The organism is Nocardia sp. bgisy134 (assembly GCF_965341865.1).
Classification (GTDB): Bacteria; Actinomycetota; Actinomycetes; order Mycobacteriales; family Mycobacteriaceae; genus Nocardia.
In genome coordinates, this window is the sequence record NZ_CBDQZP010000018.1 from 178442 (window position 1) to 193254 (window position 14813).

15 protein-coding genes and 1 tRNA gene are annotated in these 14813 nt (G+C 68.1%); 6 read left to right on the forward strand and 10 right to left on the reverse strand.

Annotated elements, in window-relative coordinates:
* The first annotated feature begins 114 nt into the window (after positions 1-114).
* The gene (locus ACRWNM_RS28165) at positions 115-1524 is read left to right on the forward strand and encodes a DoxX family membrane protein (RefSeq protein WP_431971144.1); all 1410 of its coding nucleotides are present in this window, start codon (positions 115-117) and stop codon (positions 1522-1524) included.
* A gap of 64 nt (positions 1525-1588) precedes the next feature.
* Here the strand turns inward: ACRWNM_RS28165 and ACRWNM_RS28170 are convergent, their stop codons facing one another.
* Positions 1589-2884 (reverse strand): cytochrome P450, encoded by a 1296-nt coding sequence (locus tag ACRWNM_RS28170; protein ID WP_431971121.1) that lies wholly within the window; start codon positions 2882-2884, stop codon positions 1589-1591.
* A 232-nt stretch (positions 2885-3116) separates the two neighbouring features.
* Here ACRWNM_RS28170 and ACRWNM_RS28175 point away from each other — a divergent pair, with 232 nt between their 5' ends.
* Complete coding sequence (locus ACRWNM_RS28175; protein WP_431971122.1) at positions 3117-3311, forward strand: hypothetical protein; 195 nt, start codon at positions 3117-3119, stop codon at positions 3309-3311.
* A gap of 251 nt (positions 3312-3562) precedes the next feature.
* Here the strand turns inward: ACRWNM_RS28175 and ACRWNM_RS28180 are convergent, their stop codons facing one another.
* From ACRWNM_RS28180 to ACRWNM_RS28190, 3 genes are all read right to left on the reverse strand, one after another.
* Positions 3563-4381: an amino acid-binding protein gene (locus ACRWNM_RS28180; protein WP_431971123.1), complete on the reverse strand. Its 819-nt coding sequence runs from the start codon at positions 4379-4381 to the stop codon at positions 3563-3565.
* 266 nt (positions 4382-4647) lie between these two features.
* A complete protein-coding gene (locus ACRWNM_RS28185) occupies positions 4648-5352 on the reverse strand; it encodes a hypothetical protein (RefSeq protein ID WP_431971124.1) in 705 nt (234 codons plus the stop codon).
* A gap of 117 nt (positions 5353-5469) precedes the next feature.
* Positions 5470-6261, reverse strand: coding sequence for a methyltransferase (locus ACRWNM_RS28190; RefSeq protein WP_431971125.1), 792 nt, complete (start codon positions 6259-6261; stop codon positions 5470-5472).
* Between the two features lie 112 nt (positions 6262-6373).
* On the opposite strand from ACRWNM_RS28190, the gene ACRWNM_RS28195 reads away from it, so the two are divergent.
* On the forward strand, positions 6374-7183 hold the full coding sequence (locus tag ACRWNM_RS28195) for a nuclear transport factor 2 family protein (protein ID WP_431971126.1): 810 nt from the start codon (positions 6374-6376) through the stop codon (positions 7181-7183).
* Here ACRWNM_RS28195 and ACRWNM_RS28200 read toward each other — a convergent pair.
* Positions 7178-7651, reverse strand: a complete 474-nt coding sequence (locus ACRWNM_RS28200; protein ID WP_431971127.1) for a DUF2231 domain-containing protein — start codon at positions 7649-7651, stop codon at positions 7178-7180. The two genes, ACRWNM_RS28195 and ACRWNM_RS28200, sit on opposite strands and share 6 nt — an antisense overlap.
* Positions 7652-7914: 263 nt before the next feature.
* Here ACRWNM_RS28200 and ACRWNM_RS28205 point away from each other — a divergent pair, with 263 nt between their 5' ends.
* Positions 7915-9270 carry a lipase family protein gene (locus ACRWNM_RS28205; protein ID WP_431971128.1) on the forward strand — a complete coding sequence of 452 codons (1356 nt, stop codon included), beginning with the start codon at positions 7915-7917 and terminating at the stop codon, positions 9268-9270.
* 10 nt (positions 9271-9280) lie between these two features.
* On the opposite strand, the gene ACRWNM_RS28210 is transcribed toward ACRWNM_RS28205, so the two are convergent.
* The 4 genes from ACRWNM_RS28210 to lppU form a co-directional block, all read right to left on the reverse strand.
* Positions 9281-10087 (reverse strand): thioesterase II family protein, encoded by an 807-nt coding sequence (locus ACRWNM_RS28210; protein ID WP_431971129.1) that lies wholly within the window; start codon positions 10085-10087, stop codon positions 9281-9283.
* Between the two features lie 97 nt (positions 10088-10184).
* Positions 10185-10466, reverse strand: a complete 282-nt coding sequence (locus ACRWNM_RS28215) for an acyl carrier protein (RefSeq protein ID WP_431971130.1) — start codon at positions 10464-10466, stop codon at positions 10185-10187.
* A 581-nt stretch (positions 10467-11047) separates the two neighbouring features.
* Complete coding sequence (locus ACRWNM_RS28220) at positions 11048-11554, reverse strand: YbhB/YbcL family Raf kinase inhibitor-like protein (RefSeq protein ID WP_431971131.1); 507 nt, start codon at positions 11552-11554, stop codon at positions 11048-11050.
* Positions 11555-11690: 136 nt separating this feature from the next.
* Positions 11691-12350 carry an LppU family putative lipoprotein gene (gene lppU / locus ACRWNM_RS28225; RefSeq protein WP_431971132.1) on the reverse strand — a complete coding sequence of 220 codons (660 nt, stop codon included), beginning with the start codon at positions 12348-12350 and terminating at the stop codon, positions 11691-11693.
* Between the two features lie 329 nt (positions 12351-12679).
* Here lppU and ACRWNM_RS28230 point away from each other — a divergent pair, with 329 nt between their 5' ends.
* Positions 12680-13252, forward strand: a complete 573-nt coding sequence (locus tag ACRWNM_RS28230) for a hypothetical protein (protein WP_431971133.1) — start codon at positions 12680-12682, stop codon at positions 13250-13252.
* Between the two features lie 219 nt (positions 13253-13471).
* Here ACRWNM_RS28230 and ACRWNM_RS28235 read toward each other — a convergent pair.
* Positions 13472-13545, reverse strand: a tRNA-Met gene (locus ACRWNM_RS28235).
* Positions 13546-14140: 595 nt separating this feature from the next.
* On the opposite strand from ACRWNM_RS28235, the gene ACRWNM_RS28240 reads away from it, so the two are divergent.
* Positions 14141-14644: a transglycosylase family protein gene (locus ACRWNM_RS28240; protein WP_431971134.1), complete on the forward strand. Its 504-nt coding sequence runs from the start codon at positions 14141-14143 to the stop codon at positions 14642-14644.
* Positions 14645-14813: the final 169 nt, after the last annotated feature.

Below are 14813 nucleotides of genomic sequence, written 5' to 3' on the forward strand. Positions count from 1 at the left end.
GACGTGCGCTTTTCCCCGGGCACGACCATGCCCGGGGGTATGCTGATCTTGGTGTTTGGCGTTCTATGCCACGGGAACCCGGTCGATAAGCCATCGAGGAAAGGGTTGACGTTCATGTTGCTGCGCCGACTTGCCCGACCGCTACTGGCGACCGCTTTCGTCGCCGACGGGGTCGACACCCTGCTTCATCCCGAACCACGTACGAAGTCCGCCGCGACGCTGGTTCAGCGTGGCGAGCGTTCATTGCCGGACAGCATCGCCGCGAAGCTGCCCGCCGACCCGGCGACCGTCGTGCGGATCAACGCCATCGCGCAGGTTTCGGGCGGGGTCCTGCTCGCGCTCGGCAAGGCGCCGCGCCTCGCCTCGCTCGTGCTCGCGGCCACGGTCGTGCCCGCCACCCTCACCGAACAGGACTTCTGGGCCGAACAGGACCCCGACCGGAAGGCCGCCAAACGCACGGCCTTCCTCAAGGACATGAGCCTGCTCGGCGGGCTGCTGATCGCCAGCGCCGACACCGAGGGCAAGCCGTCGCTCGGCTGGCGCGGCAAGCGCGCGGCGCGCAACGCGGCGGCCACGGTCTCGGCGGCACTGCCCTTCGGCGCCGCCGACAGTTCGACCGGCGAGTCGCTGCGCCAGCACGCGCACGATGTCGCGGTGCGCGCCAGGTCGCTCGGGGACACCGCCGCGACCAGGGGCTCCGAATTCGCCGAGACCGTGCAGACCCACGGACCCGAATGGGCCGCCGCCGCACGGCAGCGCGGCGCGGCGATCGCCGCCGTGGCCAGGGAGCGCGGCGCTGAGCTGGCCGCCGCCGCCCGCGAGCACGGCGCCGAATTCGCCGACGCCGCACGCGGCCACGGCGCGGAGTGGGCCGAGATCGCGAAGGAGCGCGGCGACGGGTTCGGCGACGTCGCGAAGGCGCGCGGCGGCGGGTGGGCCGATTACGCCAAGGGACGCGGGTCGGAGCTCGGCGAGGTCGCGAGGCTGCGCGGGGCCGAGATCGGGGAACTCGCCAAACACCGCGGGGCCGAGTTCGGCGAGGTCGCCAAGCACCGCGGGGCCGAGCTCGGCGAGGCTGCCAGAGTGCTCAGGGCCGAACTCGACGAGGCCACCAAACAACGCCGGTCCGAGCTGGCCGAGCTCGCGAAACACCGCGGGGCCGAGCTGAGCGAGCTCGCCAAACACCGCGGAGCCGAGCTGGGTGAGGCCGCGAAGCAGCGACGCGCCGAGCTGCGCAAGGCCGCCAAGAAGCGCCGGTCCGAGCTGCGCAAGGCCGCCAAGAAGCGCCGGTCCGGGCTGGGCGAGACCGCCAAACACCGGCGCGCGGAGTTCGGCGAGACCGCTAAGCACCGAGGCGCGGAGTTCGGCGAGACCGCCAAGCACCGGGGCGCCGAGCTGAAAGAGGCCGCCAGGCACCGGGGCGCGGAGCTGGGCGAAGCCGCCAGGCACCGGGGCGCCGAATTCACCGAGGCGGCACGGCATCAAGGCGCCGACTGGGCCGCCAAGGCGCGCAAGCAGTGGTGAAGCACACCTAGGCCCTCGAAGTCCCATCCGACGCCTCCGGCCGGACTTCGAGATAGGGCCTGGACTAGCCGAGCGCGGCGTGCCTCGCCGCGCCGGTGGCGATCGGAATGTTTTGGTAGCCACGCAGATTCACCAGTCCGCGCCGGGTAGCACGGCCGGTGTGCCGCAGATCGGGATAGCGGTCGTAGAGGGATTGCAGCGCGATGGCCCCTTCGATCCTGGCCAGGCTCGCGCCGAGGCAGGAATGCACGCCGCTGCCGAAGGCCAGGTGATCCCTGGCGTTGGACCGGGTGATGTCGAAGGTGTCCGGGTCGAGGAACGCGGCAGGATCGCGGTTCGCCGAGCCGAGCAGCAGGGCGACGGTCTCGCCCGCGCGGATCGGTTCGCCCGCGATCTCGCTGTCGCGCAATGCCGTTCGCGTCGTCATCTGCACGGGGCTGTCGTAGCGCAGCATCTCCTCGATCGCGCCGGGCCAGCGGGCCGGTTCGGCGCGCAGCAAGGCCAGCTGGTCGGGATGGTCGCGTAGCAGCACGATGCCGTTGCCGATCAGGTTGACGGTGGTCTCGAATCCCGCGCCCGCGACGAGGGTGGCGGTCGCGAGCAGTTCGCGGTCGGTGAGTTCGCCGCCGGTGGCGAGGTCGCTGAGGATATCGTCGCCGGGCGTGCGGCGCAGCCGTTCGATGTGCCCGACCAGGAAGTCCTGGCTGTCGCGCAGTGCGGCGACGGCCGAACGGAACTGCGCCCAGGAGATGGCGATGTCCAGCAGTGGCGAGCCCGCGTTGCCGTACTCCAGCATGTCGTCGCGTTTGGCGGCGGGGATGCCGAGTATCTCGCTGATGATCGCGATCGGCAGCAGCAGCGCGAAATCGCTTATAAGGTCTGCGTTTTCGTGTCCGGCCAGACCGTCGAGCAATTCCTCGGTCACCTCGCGCACCCGGTCGCGCAGTCGACTCACCGCGCGCGGGGTGAACGCACCGGCGACCAGCTTGCGGTAGCGCGTGTGCCCGGGCGGGTCGACCATCAGCATGGACGGCGGCTCCACCGGGCTCGCCAACCGCAGATCCGTGGCGCGGATCAGCCGTTTCAACGGCGTGGGTAGGTTGAGTGCCTCCGGCGGCGAGGTGCCGAAGTTCTTGTCGCGCAAAATGTTCCGGCAGACCTCGTGGTCGGCGGAGGCCAGGATGTACGGCGTGCGGACGATCCTGCCCTCGGCACGGATGCGCGCGCCGAACGGATAGGGGTTCTCCCGTGCGTACGGATCGGTCAGCAGTTGCGCCAACGGTTCGCCACGTCGCGCCAGTACGCGCAGCGACATCGTGGGCACTCCGCTCAACGCCGCCCATCGAATCCAGGTCTTCATGTCGGCTCCCCCCGTCTCGTTGGAGTTCCTCCACGTTACGACCGCGTCACACCGCGCACATCCCACCGCAGTCGCAAAAGCGGCTCCTACCTCGGTATAGGCGGCCGATTTCGGCCTGGCGGGCCCGCCGCTCGATTGCCACGTCGACGACGTTTGTTGCGCGCTACTGGCGCCGAGCGGAAATCTGTGCGACCGTTTCGCCAACCCCAGTCGTCAGATTGTGAGCGCCCCCGTGGATCTCGATCGTCTCGACCAGCACCCAGCCGATCCCGACCTGCCACTGATCGGCCGACTCAGCAACCCGCGACTCAGCCGACTCGTCCGCATCAGCGTCGGCCTGTCACCCGAATCGCTCGATCTGCTCACGAGCCTCGCCGAACGACTGCGCACGGCCGAGCGGGCTTTGCCCGATCCCGCGTTCCTCTGAGGGCGCACCTCGGCGCGGATTGTCCGCACCCCGCACAGTTCCTCTCACGCGTCTCACGACGTCTGTGCCTGTGAGAAGTGTGCAGGCACAGGCGTCGTGAGACTTGCGTGCACGGGTGTTTCGAAGTACGGTCCGTCACGGCCGACCATGCGTGCGCCCGGCACGGTGCCTCTCACTCACCTTGTGCACACCCCACAATGGCTGCGCCTATGTGGGACGTGCGCAAGGGGTGTGGACGGGGTCGCGGCGGATTACGTGCGGTGGCTGACGATGTGCGCCAAGTCGTGCAGACGGTGGGCGCGGGCGATCTCGGCGGGGGTGAACGGTTCGTCGGCGCGGAGGAAGCTCAGGGGTCGCTCCGGCTCGTTCGGCAGTTCGAGCATCGTGCCCTCGGCGGGCTCGTCCTCGGTCGTCCCCGAAGACAGGTACCTGGCCCCGAGCAATTCGGCGATGGCCAGCGGTAATTCGTCGGGGTCGGCGACAACGCGGGCGGCGACGGCCAGCGCCTTGGTCTGTCCGTCGATGAGCGTGAGCGCGGACGCGGGCCACACCCGCACCTTCACGCCGCCCGCCTTGGTCACGGCCGCGGTGAGCGCGTGCGGGGTGACGTCGACCGGCGTGGCGACCACTAGTTCGTCCAGCACACCGGATTCCAGGTGGTGCACGTGGACGGTGAGGATGTTCGCGTCGCGGTCGGCGAGATGCGCGGCCAGCGCCTCCAGCTGGCCGGGCCGGTCGTCGACGTGCACGCGTATCCGCCACAGCGCAGGCGCCCGATCGGCACGGTCGCGGTCGCGCAATTCCGGGCCGTGCAGCCACGAGCCGAGAAACCGCATGGCCGAAGGCTCCACCACCCAGATCACCAGGATCGTGGTGGTGATCGTCAACAGCAGCACCGTCACCAGATACGGCGGATGAAGACGGATCACCAGTGCGTGCAACACCAGTTCCACCGGAAAGACAGCGGCCAGCTTGGCCAGCGCCAAACGGGTCCGTCGCGGATGCGGCAACCGGCCGCACACATCGCACGCCAAAGCGTGCACCGGGGGTCGAGCTGCGGTCGGCCTCATGCCCCGACGATCTTGGTGAAAGATTTCCTTTCCCGTGCGCATCTGTAACGCAGGCGTGAAACCTCACGGCAAACACCCTGAGCTGCAAGAACATTTACGGTGATACCGCACACATCCCCCCGCGAACCGTGGGCAACCGCACACCACACGAAGCTTTCCGAACACCGCCGACAGTATTCACACGACCGCCACCGCAAGACCACGCATGGAATCGTCGACCGCCGGCGCTGAACCACACCGGCGGCCGATGCTCGCCCTGACGTCGCTTACTTTGCGGGCGGCGTGAACGGCTGGTTGATCGTGCTGAAGTACTGGATGGCCGCGCCCACCGCGACCGGTGCTGTCACGAAGATTTGCCCAGCGAGGGTTCCGAGTGCGCCGACGGCGATGATGCCGCCCGCGCAGCCAACGGCGGCGGCGGGGATGAAGGGGCCGAACAAGCCGAGGATGGTGGCGGAGGCGACGGTGGCGCCGACGATGCCGCCGAGGAGGCAGCCGACGGCCCCGCCGCCGATGCCGCCGACCAGGGTGCCGATGGTGATGCCCATGGCGATGGTGCTGGCCATGCGCCCCCAGGCCGCCTGTTCACGCTCGTATTCGTTCTTCCACGGCGCCTTGTCCTCGAAGGGCAGAGCCACCGGCTTGTAGACGGCCCTGTCCATGGACAGCTGCGGGGTCAGGGTCGCGGTGCGGCCGGAAATGGCTGCGGCGATGGGGAATTCGAAATCATCGAGGCGGAACTTCAGCCGGGTGCCCGCCACCAGCGTGCCGTCGGCGGCCTCGATCTTCAGTGCGTCGTCCTCGACCACCAGCGAACCCGCGTCGATCTCGATGATCGAGGCGGTGTCAGTGGCGCGGGCCGTGAAGCCGATCGCCTCTCCCTCGGATGGTTGCGCCGTGGCCGTGCCCGCCACGATGGACAGCGCGGCCATGACCAGGGCGGTCGGTGCGGCCAGCTTCCTCAACAGCATTGATCCTCATCCCAGATACCGGCCGTGCGGTTTCACGGCCACATCGCATGCTAGGGACAACAGTTGCCCATAGCATGCCGAGCGCGGGTCGCACCCCGGCATCCACCATCGAAGAGCTCAGATCACATAGGGAATCAACGCTTTTCGCTCGGCCGGGTAGTCGGCGAACTTCTCCCGGTACCACCGATGCGTCGCGAAGGCGCGCGGCACCAAGTTGCCCGCGGTGATCAGGAAGATCACCAATCCGGCCAGCGACCAGGTCAGCAGCGCGAACCCGGCCCACGCGATCAGCTCACCGAGATACGCAGGACTGCTCACGAAACGGAAGCCTCCGCCGTAGGGAATCCGGTACTCGGCAGAGCCGGGATCGTTCTTGTCGCGCAGGTTGCGCACGATCGCCTCGGATCGCACCAGCAGCCCGAACCCGCACAGGTAGACGACCAGGCCGATCAGGAAACGCGGGTCGGTGAGCCAATCGACGCCGTACTGGTTCTTGAAGTCGTGACTGAAGAACGCGCCGTTGAGGTAGCCGTGCAGCGAGGTCACGAAGACGCCCGCGGCCAGCACCGAGATGTTGAAGCTGCTGCGCTTGCCGGGCACCTGCCGGATGGAGAGCGGGAAGAACCAGCCGCGGTTGCCGTAATGCAGCAACCAAATGCACGCCAGCACAAGCGGAGTCGGCTCGAACCGGTCCGGACCGCTCAGATAGAACACCGCGAACACGACGGTGGCGGGCAACTCCATGAGCCACCAGCCCAGCTTGGGATCGAGATTGAAGCCGACCTTCGTCGAGGCGAACCGGCCGTACGGACTCTGCGCGAACAGACCGCCGACCAGCACGAAAGCGGCGAAGGCGAAGGCGATCGCGAGCACGGTGTCGTAGGTGGCGTTCCCGGTGTACCAGTCCATCGAGATCCTTTGTCGAACGGGGCGCCGCGTGCGTCGAACGGTTCGGCGGCGCCGAAATTAGAACATGTTCTACCATGGATCCGAGCAGTGGCCACGACTATGGAGGACCCTCATGCCGCTGGACCCGACCGCCGAACATCTGCTGGCGGCCGTTCAGGCATCCCCGCGCGCCGTCGCGGCGCACGACAAGGCCGCCTGGGTGGACCTCTTCGCCGACGACGCCGCGGTGCACGACCCGGTCGGCTCGCGCGCGCACGCCGGCCGCGACGCGATCGCTCGGTTCTACGACACCTTCATCGGGCCGAACTCCATCGCGTTCCGCGTAGACCGCGACCTGGTCGCCGGGCAGACGGTGGTCAGGGATCTGCACATCGAGACGACCATGTCGACCGGCGCGACGGTCACCGTGCCGATGCACCTGCGCTACGACCTGGTCGACACCGGCGGCGGCTGGCGAATCGCTCGCCTCGCCGCGCACTGGGAGCTGGCGGTGATGATCGCGCGCCTGCTGCGCACGGGCGTGCCGGGTCTCCTCGCGGGCGCGAAGCTCGGTCCGCAACTGATCGCGAATCTCGGCGTCGGCGGCGCGGTGGGCATGCTGCGGGCGCTGCGGAGCGTGGGCGGGCCCGGCAAACGCGCCGCGCGCCAACTGTTCGACGCCGCGGCGGGGACCGATATCGGCCGCGTGCGCGCGCTGCTCGGCGAGCACGCGGTGGTGGAACTGCCCGCGGGCAACCCGATCTCGGTGGAGGAGTTCACCAATCGCGCGCGCACCATGCGGTGGGACAAGATGATCGCCGCTGGCCGCACCGTCAGCGCGAGCGTGCGGCTCGGCGAATCGCACGGCGTGGCCTTCGTGGAATTCGCGGCGAGCAGTCCGAGGATCGTCGGCGTGACGGTCTTTCTCGACGCGAATCTATAGGCCGCTCGCGGCCTGGACGCCCCAGACCGCCCGCGCACCCGAATCGCCGACCCGGTAGCACTGCACGCCAGCGGCGATGCCGACGACGAGCGCAAGGATCGCCAGCAGCGCCGCCGGTGCGCGGCCGACGGATCCACCGCGCAGTTCGACCACGTGCGCGGCGACCAGCAGCAACGCGACGACCAGCAAGGCCACCGCGAAATAGACCGTGACGCGCCCCAGGTCGATATGGGTCCGCAGCGCCTCGCTCGGAGCGGGGAATCGCTCGGCAAGCGTCTCCCCCGCGTCCGCGGTGATCGGCGTGAGCACCACGCCGACGACAGCGAGGGCCGCGACGAGCCAGATCAACCGCCGCCGCACCGCGGGCACGGCCGCCGCCAGCACGAGCAGCAACGCCGTCAGCGGCACGAGCACGACCACCCCGTGCACCAGAAGCACGTGCGCGGGCAATCCGTTGATGGTCGACATGAGGCGCTCTCCTCGGTGTGTGGCGGCGGCTCCCGATCAGTGTCACCCGTTCCCACGAATCGCGTGGGCCGATGGTTCACAGACCGGCGACGCCGCGCGCGGTGGGAAGAATTTCGGCCACACAGGTTGTCTCCCGCGCCAATTAACCTGCCGAGCTCCGCCGGTTACGTTGAGTGGGACCGCCGCGCCGGAATTCCCGGGTCGAATCCGCCGCACCGCGGCGCCCGAGCCGTGCGCCGCGCCGCGTGAAAGGACCAACACCGATGAGCGTGGGCACCACCTCGGATGCCGCCGGACCGGCCACCGCGTCGTCTGCGTACTCACCGTGGCCGCTGATCCCCGAACAGGATCCGTTCTACGCGCCGCCGCAGGACCTCGGCCGTCACGTCCCCGGCGCCGTGCTGCGCACCCGGCGGGTCGAACTCGCACTGTTCGGCATTGTCCCGCAGCGCATTTCGGCATGGCAACTGCTCTACCGGACGTGCGATCTGAACGGCGTGCCCGAGGTCGCGGTGACCACGGTGCTGCTGCCGTGGGGCGCCGATCCCACCGTGCCGCGCCCGCTGGTGTCGTTCCAATGCGCGATCGACGGCGTCTCCTCCCGCTGTTTCCCGTCCTATGCCCTGCGCCGCGGAGCGCGGGCTCTCGGCGCCATTCCGCAGCTCGAGTTGCCCGTCATCGGCGCCGCGCTGGCGCGCGGCTGGGCGGTGTCAGTGCCCGACCACGGGGGCATGTCGGGCCAGTTCGGCGTGGCGCGCGAACCGGGGTATCGGTCCCTCGACGGCATCCGGGCAGCGTTGAATTTCACCCCGCTCGGCCTCGGCGCGACCACGCCGGTCGGCCTGTGGGGCTATTCGGGCGGTGGGCTGGCCACCGCCTGGGCCGCGGAGCTGGCCGCCGAGTACGCGCCGGAGCTGGCGATCGTCGGCGCGGTGGCCGGTTCCCCGGTCGGCGACCTCGCGTCGGCATTCGTCCGGCTCAACGGCACCTTCCTGTCCGGTTTCGCCACCGTCTGCGTCGCGGCGCTGCGGCGGGCATACCCGGCGTTGGACCGGGTCCTGGTCGACGAGCTGCACCCCGACTTCCTCGGCCTGCTCGCCCAGGCCGAATCGCGCACCACCTTCGAGCTGATCCCGCGGTTCGCGGGCAAGAACATCGACAGGTACAGCCGCACGACCTTCGCCGAGCTGCTCGCCCGCCCCGAGATGCGCTACGTCCTCGACGACATCCGCCCCGGCGTGCAGGCGCCCACCATGCCGATGCTGGTGATTCAGGGCGTCAACGACGAGCTCATCGCCGTCGCCGACGTCGACGCGCACGTCGAGCGGTACGTAGCGGCCGGGGCCACGATCCGGTACCTGCGCGACCGGCTCAGCCTGCACCTGCCCCTGCTCTACATCGGCACCCCCTTCACCATGAACTGGCTGGCCGACCGCTTCGAACAGCGCGACACCGGGCCGACCGGCACCGACACCGTGTGGTCGCTCGCCTTCGGCAGGCGAGAAGTGGTGGGGCACTTGCGTTTCGCCCGGCTGTTCGGACGGATGCTTGCGGCGCTGCCCATCACGGCGCCCGCGCGGCCGACCGCTTCCGCGGCGCCCCGGCGAAGCGTGGCCTGACGGGACGCCACTACGCCGAGCGCGCGAAGGGCTGCCGCGCAGCGCGATTCGTACAAACGCGCTGACTCGTCGCGTAACGGCGCAGCAGCGGTCGCAGGTGATCGAGAAGTTCCCGCGGACGATCGAGCAGGGAAAAGTGATCGCCCGGCAGGATACGCACCTCGCTGGAGGCGGTGGTGTGCTCACGCCACGCGGTCAGCTCGAGTTCGTCGACCAGCGGATCGGCGTCGCCGCCGAAGACGTGGATCGGACACGGCAGCCGAGGCCGGCCGTCGCCTCGATGGTCGAGGCAGACGCGCAGGTCGTCCCGGATCACCGGCAGCACGCCGGACAGCAGCGACGGGAACTCCTGGATCGGCGAGGGCAGCCCGCCGAGGTCGATCAGCAAACGGATCAGCGCCGCGTCGTCGAGCGCTTCGACGGGAGGCAGCGGTGTCGGCAGGTGCGGGGCTGTACAGCCCGAAACCATCAGCGCCGCAGGCACTGTCGCGCCACGCTCGCGCCTGCGACTCGCCAGCCGGTAGGCGAGCAGCGCGCCCATGCTGTGCCCGAAGAACACATGCGGCACGGTGAGGTATTCGTCCAGCTGGGCATCCAGGTCCGCGATCAACGGCTCGATTTCCCGAAACCGCTCTTCTCCGTTGCGACGCTCGCGCCCCGGCAGCAACACCGGCCACACCGACGTGTGCGGGCCCAGTACGCGCTGCCAGTCGCGGTACAGCCACGAACCGCCGCCCGCGTGGTGAAAGCAGAACAGCCGCAACGGCGCCGACTCCGATACAGCGCGGTCCGCGGACCGCTCGACATACCCGGTCACCGGTTCACCCGTCCGCCCGCAGAAGCACGAGCTCCTCTGACGCTCGGCTCCAGCATGCGCGAGGCGCGCCGGCACACGATTCGCTCACCACGTTCACTCATGCGGCCCACTCGGACCGGTCGGCGACCTGGTCGGTGATGTAGACGGCGAGGTCGAGGATCGTCGGGTGGTCGAACACGATCGTCGGATCCACGTCGAGGTCCCACTCGAACTCGATCTCGCCGCAGAGGTTCACCGCGGACACGGAATCGATGCCCAGCTCGGCGAGCGGGAGGGTGGGGTCGATATCGCGCGGGGAGCGGCCGAGGTAATCGGCGACCCGAGCGGTCATCCAGTCGACGACGAGGGCGCCGTGCTGGGCGAGCACGAGTGTTCTCATCTTGCGGTATCTCCTGAGTCCTTCGGTTGCTGGTTCGGGTCGGCCAGACGGTGGCGAGCGCGCAGGCGCCGGACGGACGGTTCGACCTCCTTCCTGGTGTCGCCATACGCGCGGACCTGACCGCGAACATGTGCGACGAAGTTGGAATGCATCCGGTGAACTCCTGGCGGGCGCGATTCGTTTATGGGGGGTGAGAGGGAGGTCCGGCTGTCCGGGTACCAGCCTCGATAGCTATCGTCGTCCCGCAATCTCTCCGCAAATAGGCACCAAAGGTGTGGAAAGAGCTCACCCCCGGGGTCGCGCCGGCTCCAAGGGTGTGCATCGCGCGCAATCCCATTGCCTGTCCGATATTGCGTTCATTGCGAAAACACCTGCGCCTACCGCTGATTCGAGCGGTAGGCGCAGGTGGTCGTGTGATTGGTCCGCGAGCTGAATCCGTGGCGATGCCGCACCGGTGAGGATTAGGCCGCTACAAGAGTAAAATGATAGTGGTCCAGAATTCGACGCACACCCCGCGACACGATCAGCGATCGAATCCACGCCGCCGAGTTTCCGACGCCTCAACCGAACGGGTTCGCCCGTTACTCGTTCTCGGTGACGAAGAAATTCGCGGCGATGGGCTCGAGTGCGTGTGAATGCGCGAATCGGAGTGGATCGAACCGGGGACGGTCGAGTTGCGGCAGGACGAATTCACGCGACTGCCGATACACCGCGAGCACATACCGATGCGGTCCTGAACCCTTGGGCGGGGTCGGACCGGCGTAAGGCACGATTTCGGCGCCGGCGGCGATATCGAGTCCCGGAATATCTCCCACCGCCCAATGCAGCCAGCACAGTCCATGCGACGTCGCTCTCGATGGCGCGTCGACATCGAACATCAGGACCGTATACATATCGGAACCGTCTTCTCGCAGCGGCCATTCCAGATCGGGCGCGCTCGCCGTCTGCGCGACCGACAGCCGCGCACCCGGCGACACCCGCACGTTGCCGTACTTCACCGATGCTTCGTCGCCCGCGAAGGCGTCCATTCGATCCGGAACGAATCGCTCGCGCTGCAACGCGGTCAGGAAAGCGTCATTGGCGTTCACGTCGTGGATTATGACGCGGTCGCGCCTCTCGGTCCGGCAGGACGCGCCGCCCGTCATCCGCCGGACCTGCACAGATGGCGACCGGGGCCTGCCCCGTCCCGCAGGCGAGTCGCAATGCGGACGACGCCTGCCGAACTCAGAGCTCGGCGACGCAGACAACGAAGCGGCGCTGATTGTAAACGAATCCGTAATTGCCCGAGGCACATTGATTGACATCGGTGATGCCATGTTTGACCTCGAGAACGCGCACGCCCTTCGCCGCACCGCCCGCGCCACAATCGATGTGCTTCGGATTTCCGTGGCCGAGTTCCATGCAACCGCCGACCACCCAGTCGATGTCCATGCACAACGAGCCCTGTTGCTCTCCGCGCACACTTTCGCCATAGGCATGGTCGGCGTCGGCAGGACATTTGCCGTCGGCGGCCACTTTGTCGAAAACCTTGTAGCTGGAACCGCCTCCGCCACAGGCGGTTTTCTCGATCGCGTTCGCGCCGCCGTCGCCGACGAGCACGCAGTCACCGACGTTCATCTGAATCGCGGTCGGCGCCTTGCTCGCCTGGCTGAGCATGCCCTCGACGATGGGCTCCGAGGCGGCAGGATCGGGCTGAGCCGAGGTCATCGGCGTCGCCGATGTGGTTGTCGTCCGGCTGGTCTCGACGACGGTCGGGCTCGCGCTGCCCGTGGGCTCCGGGCCGTCCATGGAAAACGCGACCATGATGGTCAGGAACGTACACAGCGCGAACACCAGCATGAATGCGGCCAGGGCGAAACCGGCACGGACACGTTGGCGCGACATATCTCGCCCTCCACAGCTGTCACGCTTCGAATCTCGCCCTGACGAGATCTGAAGTCTGAAACTTTCACTCTGAAAACTCAGGGAATCCTTACATGCCCCCGAGTGCGGTGTCGAATCGACGCCCGCCGAACCCAATTCGGTCGCTCGACTAGGTCACGAATAGGCAACGATCCCCGGGTTCACCTGCCGATTATGTTTATGGGCAAACGTTTTCGGGCACTGGTCCGCCCGTGCGCTATACAGTCACGCGCCATCCGGCCGCAGGAGCCGGAGACCTCGTCAGAAGGAAATCCAGCATGAAGTTCGGCACGCTTGCCACGACGACCCTCATGGTCGCCGCCGCGGTGGGAATCGCCGCGGGTACCGTGAACGCCAATCCGCCCGAGAAGCAGGAAATTTCGGCGTCCGGCGTCGATCAGGGAGTCGGCTACCGCGCCGTCCTGTCCGATTCCTCCCGCGTCGTCACGACCACCGTCGAGGGCGGCCGGTTCGAGCTCGCCGACAATGGCGCCAAGGTATTGCTGAAGTCCGATCGCGGCGCGGTCGTCACCGACGTGCCGCTGACATACGAGCTGTCGGGGCAACGCCTGTCGGTGGCGAACGAGATCAGTGCCGACGGTCGAAAGCTCACGCTCACGCCGACGGCGGACGCGAAAGCCATCGGCGAGCTGCAGCAGGTCGACTCCATGGCGCGCCTCACGTCGGAGCTCAACAAGAACGTGGTCGGTGTGGTTGCCGGCGGGTTGTTGGGCGGTCTGATCGGAGCCGTGCTCGGCCTCGGCTTCTTCAGCATCATCACCGGTCCCATCGGCGCGGCCGTCGGAGCGATCGCGGGCGGGGCCATCATGGGCGGCCAACCGTTCATGGACGCGATGAACGCGGCCATCAGCGGCCAGCCCTGATCGTTACCCGGAGATCGTCGGCGGTCGGACGCTCCGCGCGCGTCTGGCCGTCGACCTCACCCACCGGCCGCCGCCCTTCGGCTCGGCCACTGATCGAACGCAACCGTTTCCGCGTGGTGTGATGCGGCGATCCCCGCCGAACGTCACACAAGATCCACGAAGCCGAAAATGACTCGAGGCCGGAGAGATTTGGAAATCTCTCCGGCCTCGAGCCGTTTGTAGCGGGGACAGGATTTGAACCTGCGACCTCTGGGTTATGAGCCCAGCGAGCTACCGAGCTGCTCCACCCCGCGTCGGTGAACACCAGATTACACACGTCTACACGGAGAAGGCAAATCACTTACCCGGAGGACTATTCGGCCAGGTCAGCGGCTTGCACTGGCCCGAGACACACGACGCGGGCGGACAATCTCCGCGGCACAGCGTTGTCGCCGCCGGTCGCGAGTGCGAGCACCGGTGCCGGGGACGAACCGGAGGCGCGAGACCCAAGCGGGGACGCGCCCACTTCGAGCGGGAAGACGGGGGTCATTTTCGATGACCAACCGTCCAGTTCTGCGTTCAAACGTGACGGCCATCACTATTTCGGAGTGATCTCGCCCACATAACGGTGCTATAACGGACCGTCCAGACTGCATACTCGAGGTGTTGACGACCAGTGTAAATGCCGATTTTCAGTTATTCGTTTCATGCAATTGCCGAAGTTATCAAGATGTGATCTGACCGAGATTCTTCGTTACGGTCGGTCCACGGCCCGGATCAACCGTGATGGGCACGAACTCGAACCGCCGAACACCGGCGACCCTGTCCCGCGGTTCGAGATCCCCGACCTCCTGGGGACAGGGACGCGATGCCTTCGTCGAGTCGGTGGGCGCAGGGAGGGAAACCACCATGTCTGAGAACCGGAAGTTCAGCACCCGCGCCCTCGGCCTCGCCGCCGTCACCGGTGCCCTTGTTGCCGTCCCGTTCGCACTCTCCACCGCCACCGCCGAGGCCGCGCCGACGCACAACTGGGACGGTGTGGCCCAGTGCGAGAGCGGTGGCAACTGGGGGATCAACACCGGTAACGGCTACTACGGCGGTCTGCAGTTCTCGCAGAGCACCTGGGCCGCCAACGGCGGTGCCGGCTACGCCCACAACGCCAGCAAGGACGAGCAGATCCGGGTCGCCGAGAACGTGCTCGCCACCCAGGGCGTCGGCGCCTGGCCGACGTGCGGACAGTACCTGCAGTCGGGCCAGTCGGCTCCGGAGCCGCAGCCCGAGCCCGTCGCCCCCGCGCTTCCCTCCCCCGCGCCCGAGCAGAGCCAGGACGTCGTCGAGCAGGTCAACGAGCTGGCCAAGCAGTACGGCCTGGAGGGCCAGTTCCAGCAGCTGCTGCAGCAGCTGCCGCGCTGATCGACTCGCTGGGCAACTGACGCCGAAACCCCGTCACCGCACAGCACACAGAAGCGGGGGGGGGGGGGGGGGGGGGGGGGGGGGGGGGGGGGGGGGGGGGGGGGAGGGGGGGGGGGGGGGGGGTGGGGGGGGGGGGGGGGGGGGGGGGGGGGGGGGGGGGGGGGGGGGG

Excerpts from the sequence above, each read along its gene's own strand:
- ACRWNM_RS28165 (WP_431971144.1), top strand. The coding sequence starts at position 115 with ATGTTGCTGCGCCGACTTGCCCGACCGCTACTGGCGACCGCTTTCGTC.
- ACRWNM_RS28170 (WP_431971121.1), bottom strand. The coding sequence starts at position 2,884 with ATGAAGACCTGGATTCGATGGGCGGCGTTGAGCGGAGTGCCCACGATG.
- ACRWNM_RS28180 (WP_431971123.1), bottom strand. The coding sequence starts at position 4,381 with ATGAGGCCGACCGCAGCTCGACCCCCGGTGCACGCTTTGGCGTGCGAT.
- ACRWNM_RS28185 (WP_431971124.1), bottom strand. The coding sequence starts at position 5,352 with ATGCTGTTGAGGAAGCTGGCCGCACCGACCGCCCTGGTCATGGCCGCG.
- ACRWNM_RS28190 (WP_431971125.1), bottom strand. The coding sequence starts at position 6,261 with ATGGACTGGTACACCGGGAACGCCACCTACGACACCGTGCTCGCGATC.
- ACRWNM_RS28195 (WP_431971126.1), top strand. The coding sequence starts at position 6,374 with ATGCCGCTGGACCCGACCGCCGAACATCTGCTGGCGGCCGTTCAGGCA.
- ACRWNM_RS28200 (WP_431971127.1), bottom strand. The coding sequence starts at position 7,651 with ATGTCGACCATCAACGGATTGCCCGCGCACGTGCTTCTGGTGCACGGG.
- ACRWNM_RS28205 (WP_431971128.1), top strand. The coding sequence starts at position 7,915 with ATGAGCGTGGGCACCACCTCGGATGCCGCCGGACCGGCCACCGCGTCG.
- ACRWNM_RS28215 (WP_431971130.1), bottom strand. The coding sequence starts at position 10,466 with ATGAGAACACTCGTGCTCGCCCAGCACGGCGCCCTCGTCGTCGACTGG.
- lppU (WP_431971132.1), bottom strand. The coding sequence starts at position 12,350 with ATGTCGCGCCAACGTGTCCGTGCCGGTTTCGCCCTGGCCGCATTCATG.
- ACRWNM_RS28230 (WP_431971133.1), top strand. The coding sequence starts at position 12,680 with ATGGTCGCCGCCGCGGTGGGAATCGCCGCGGGTACCGTGAACGCCAAT.
- ACRWNM_RS28240 (WP_431971134.1), top strand. The coding sequence starts at position 14,141 with ATGTCTGAGAACCGGAAGTTCAGCACCCGCGCCCTCGGCCTCGCCGCC.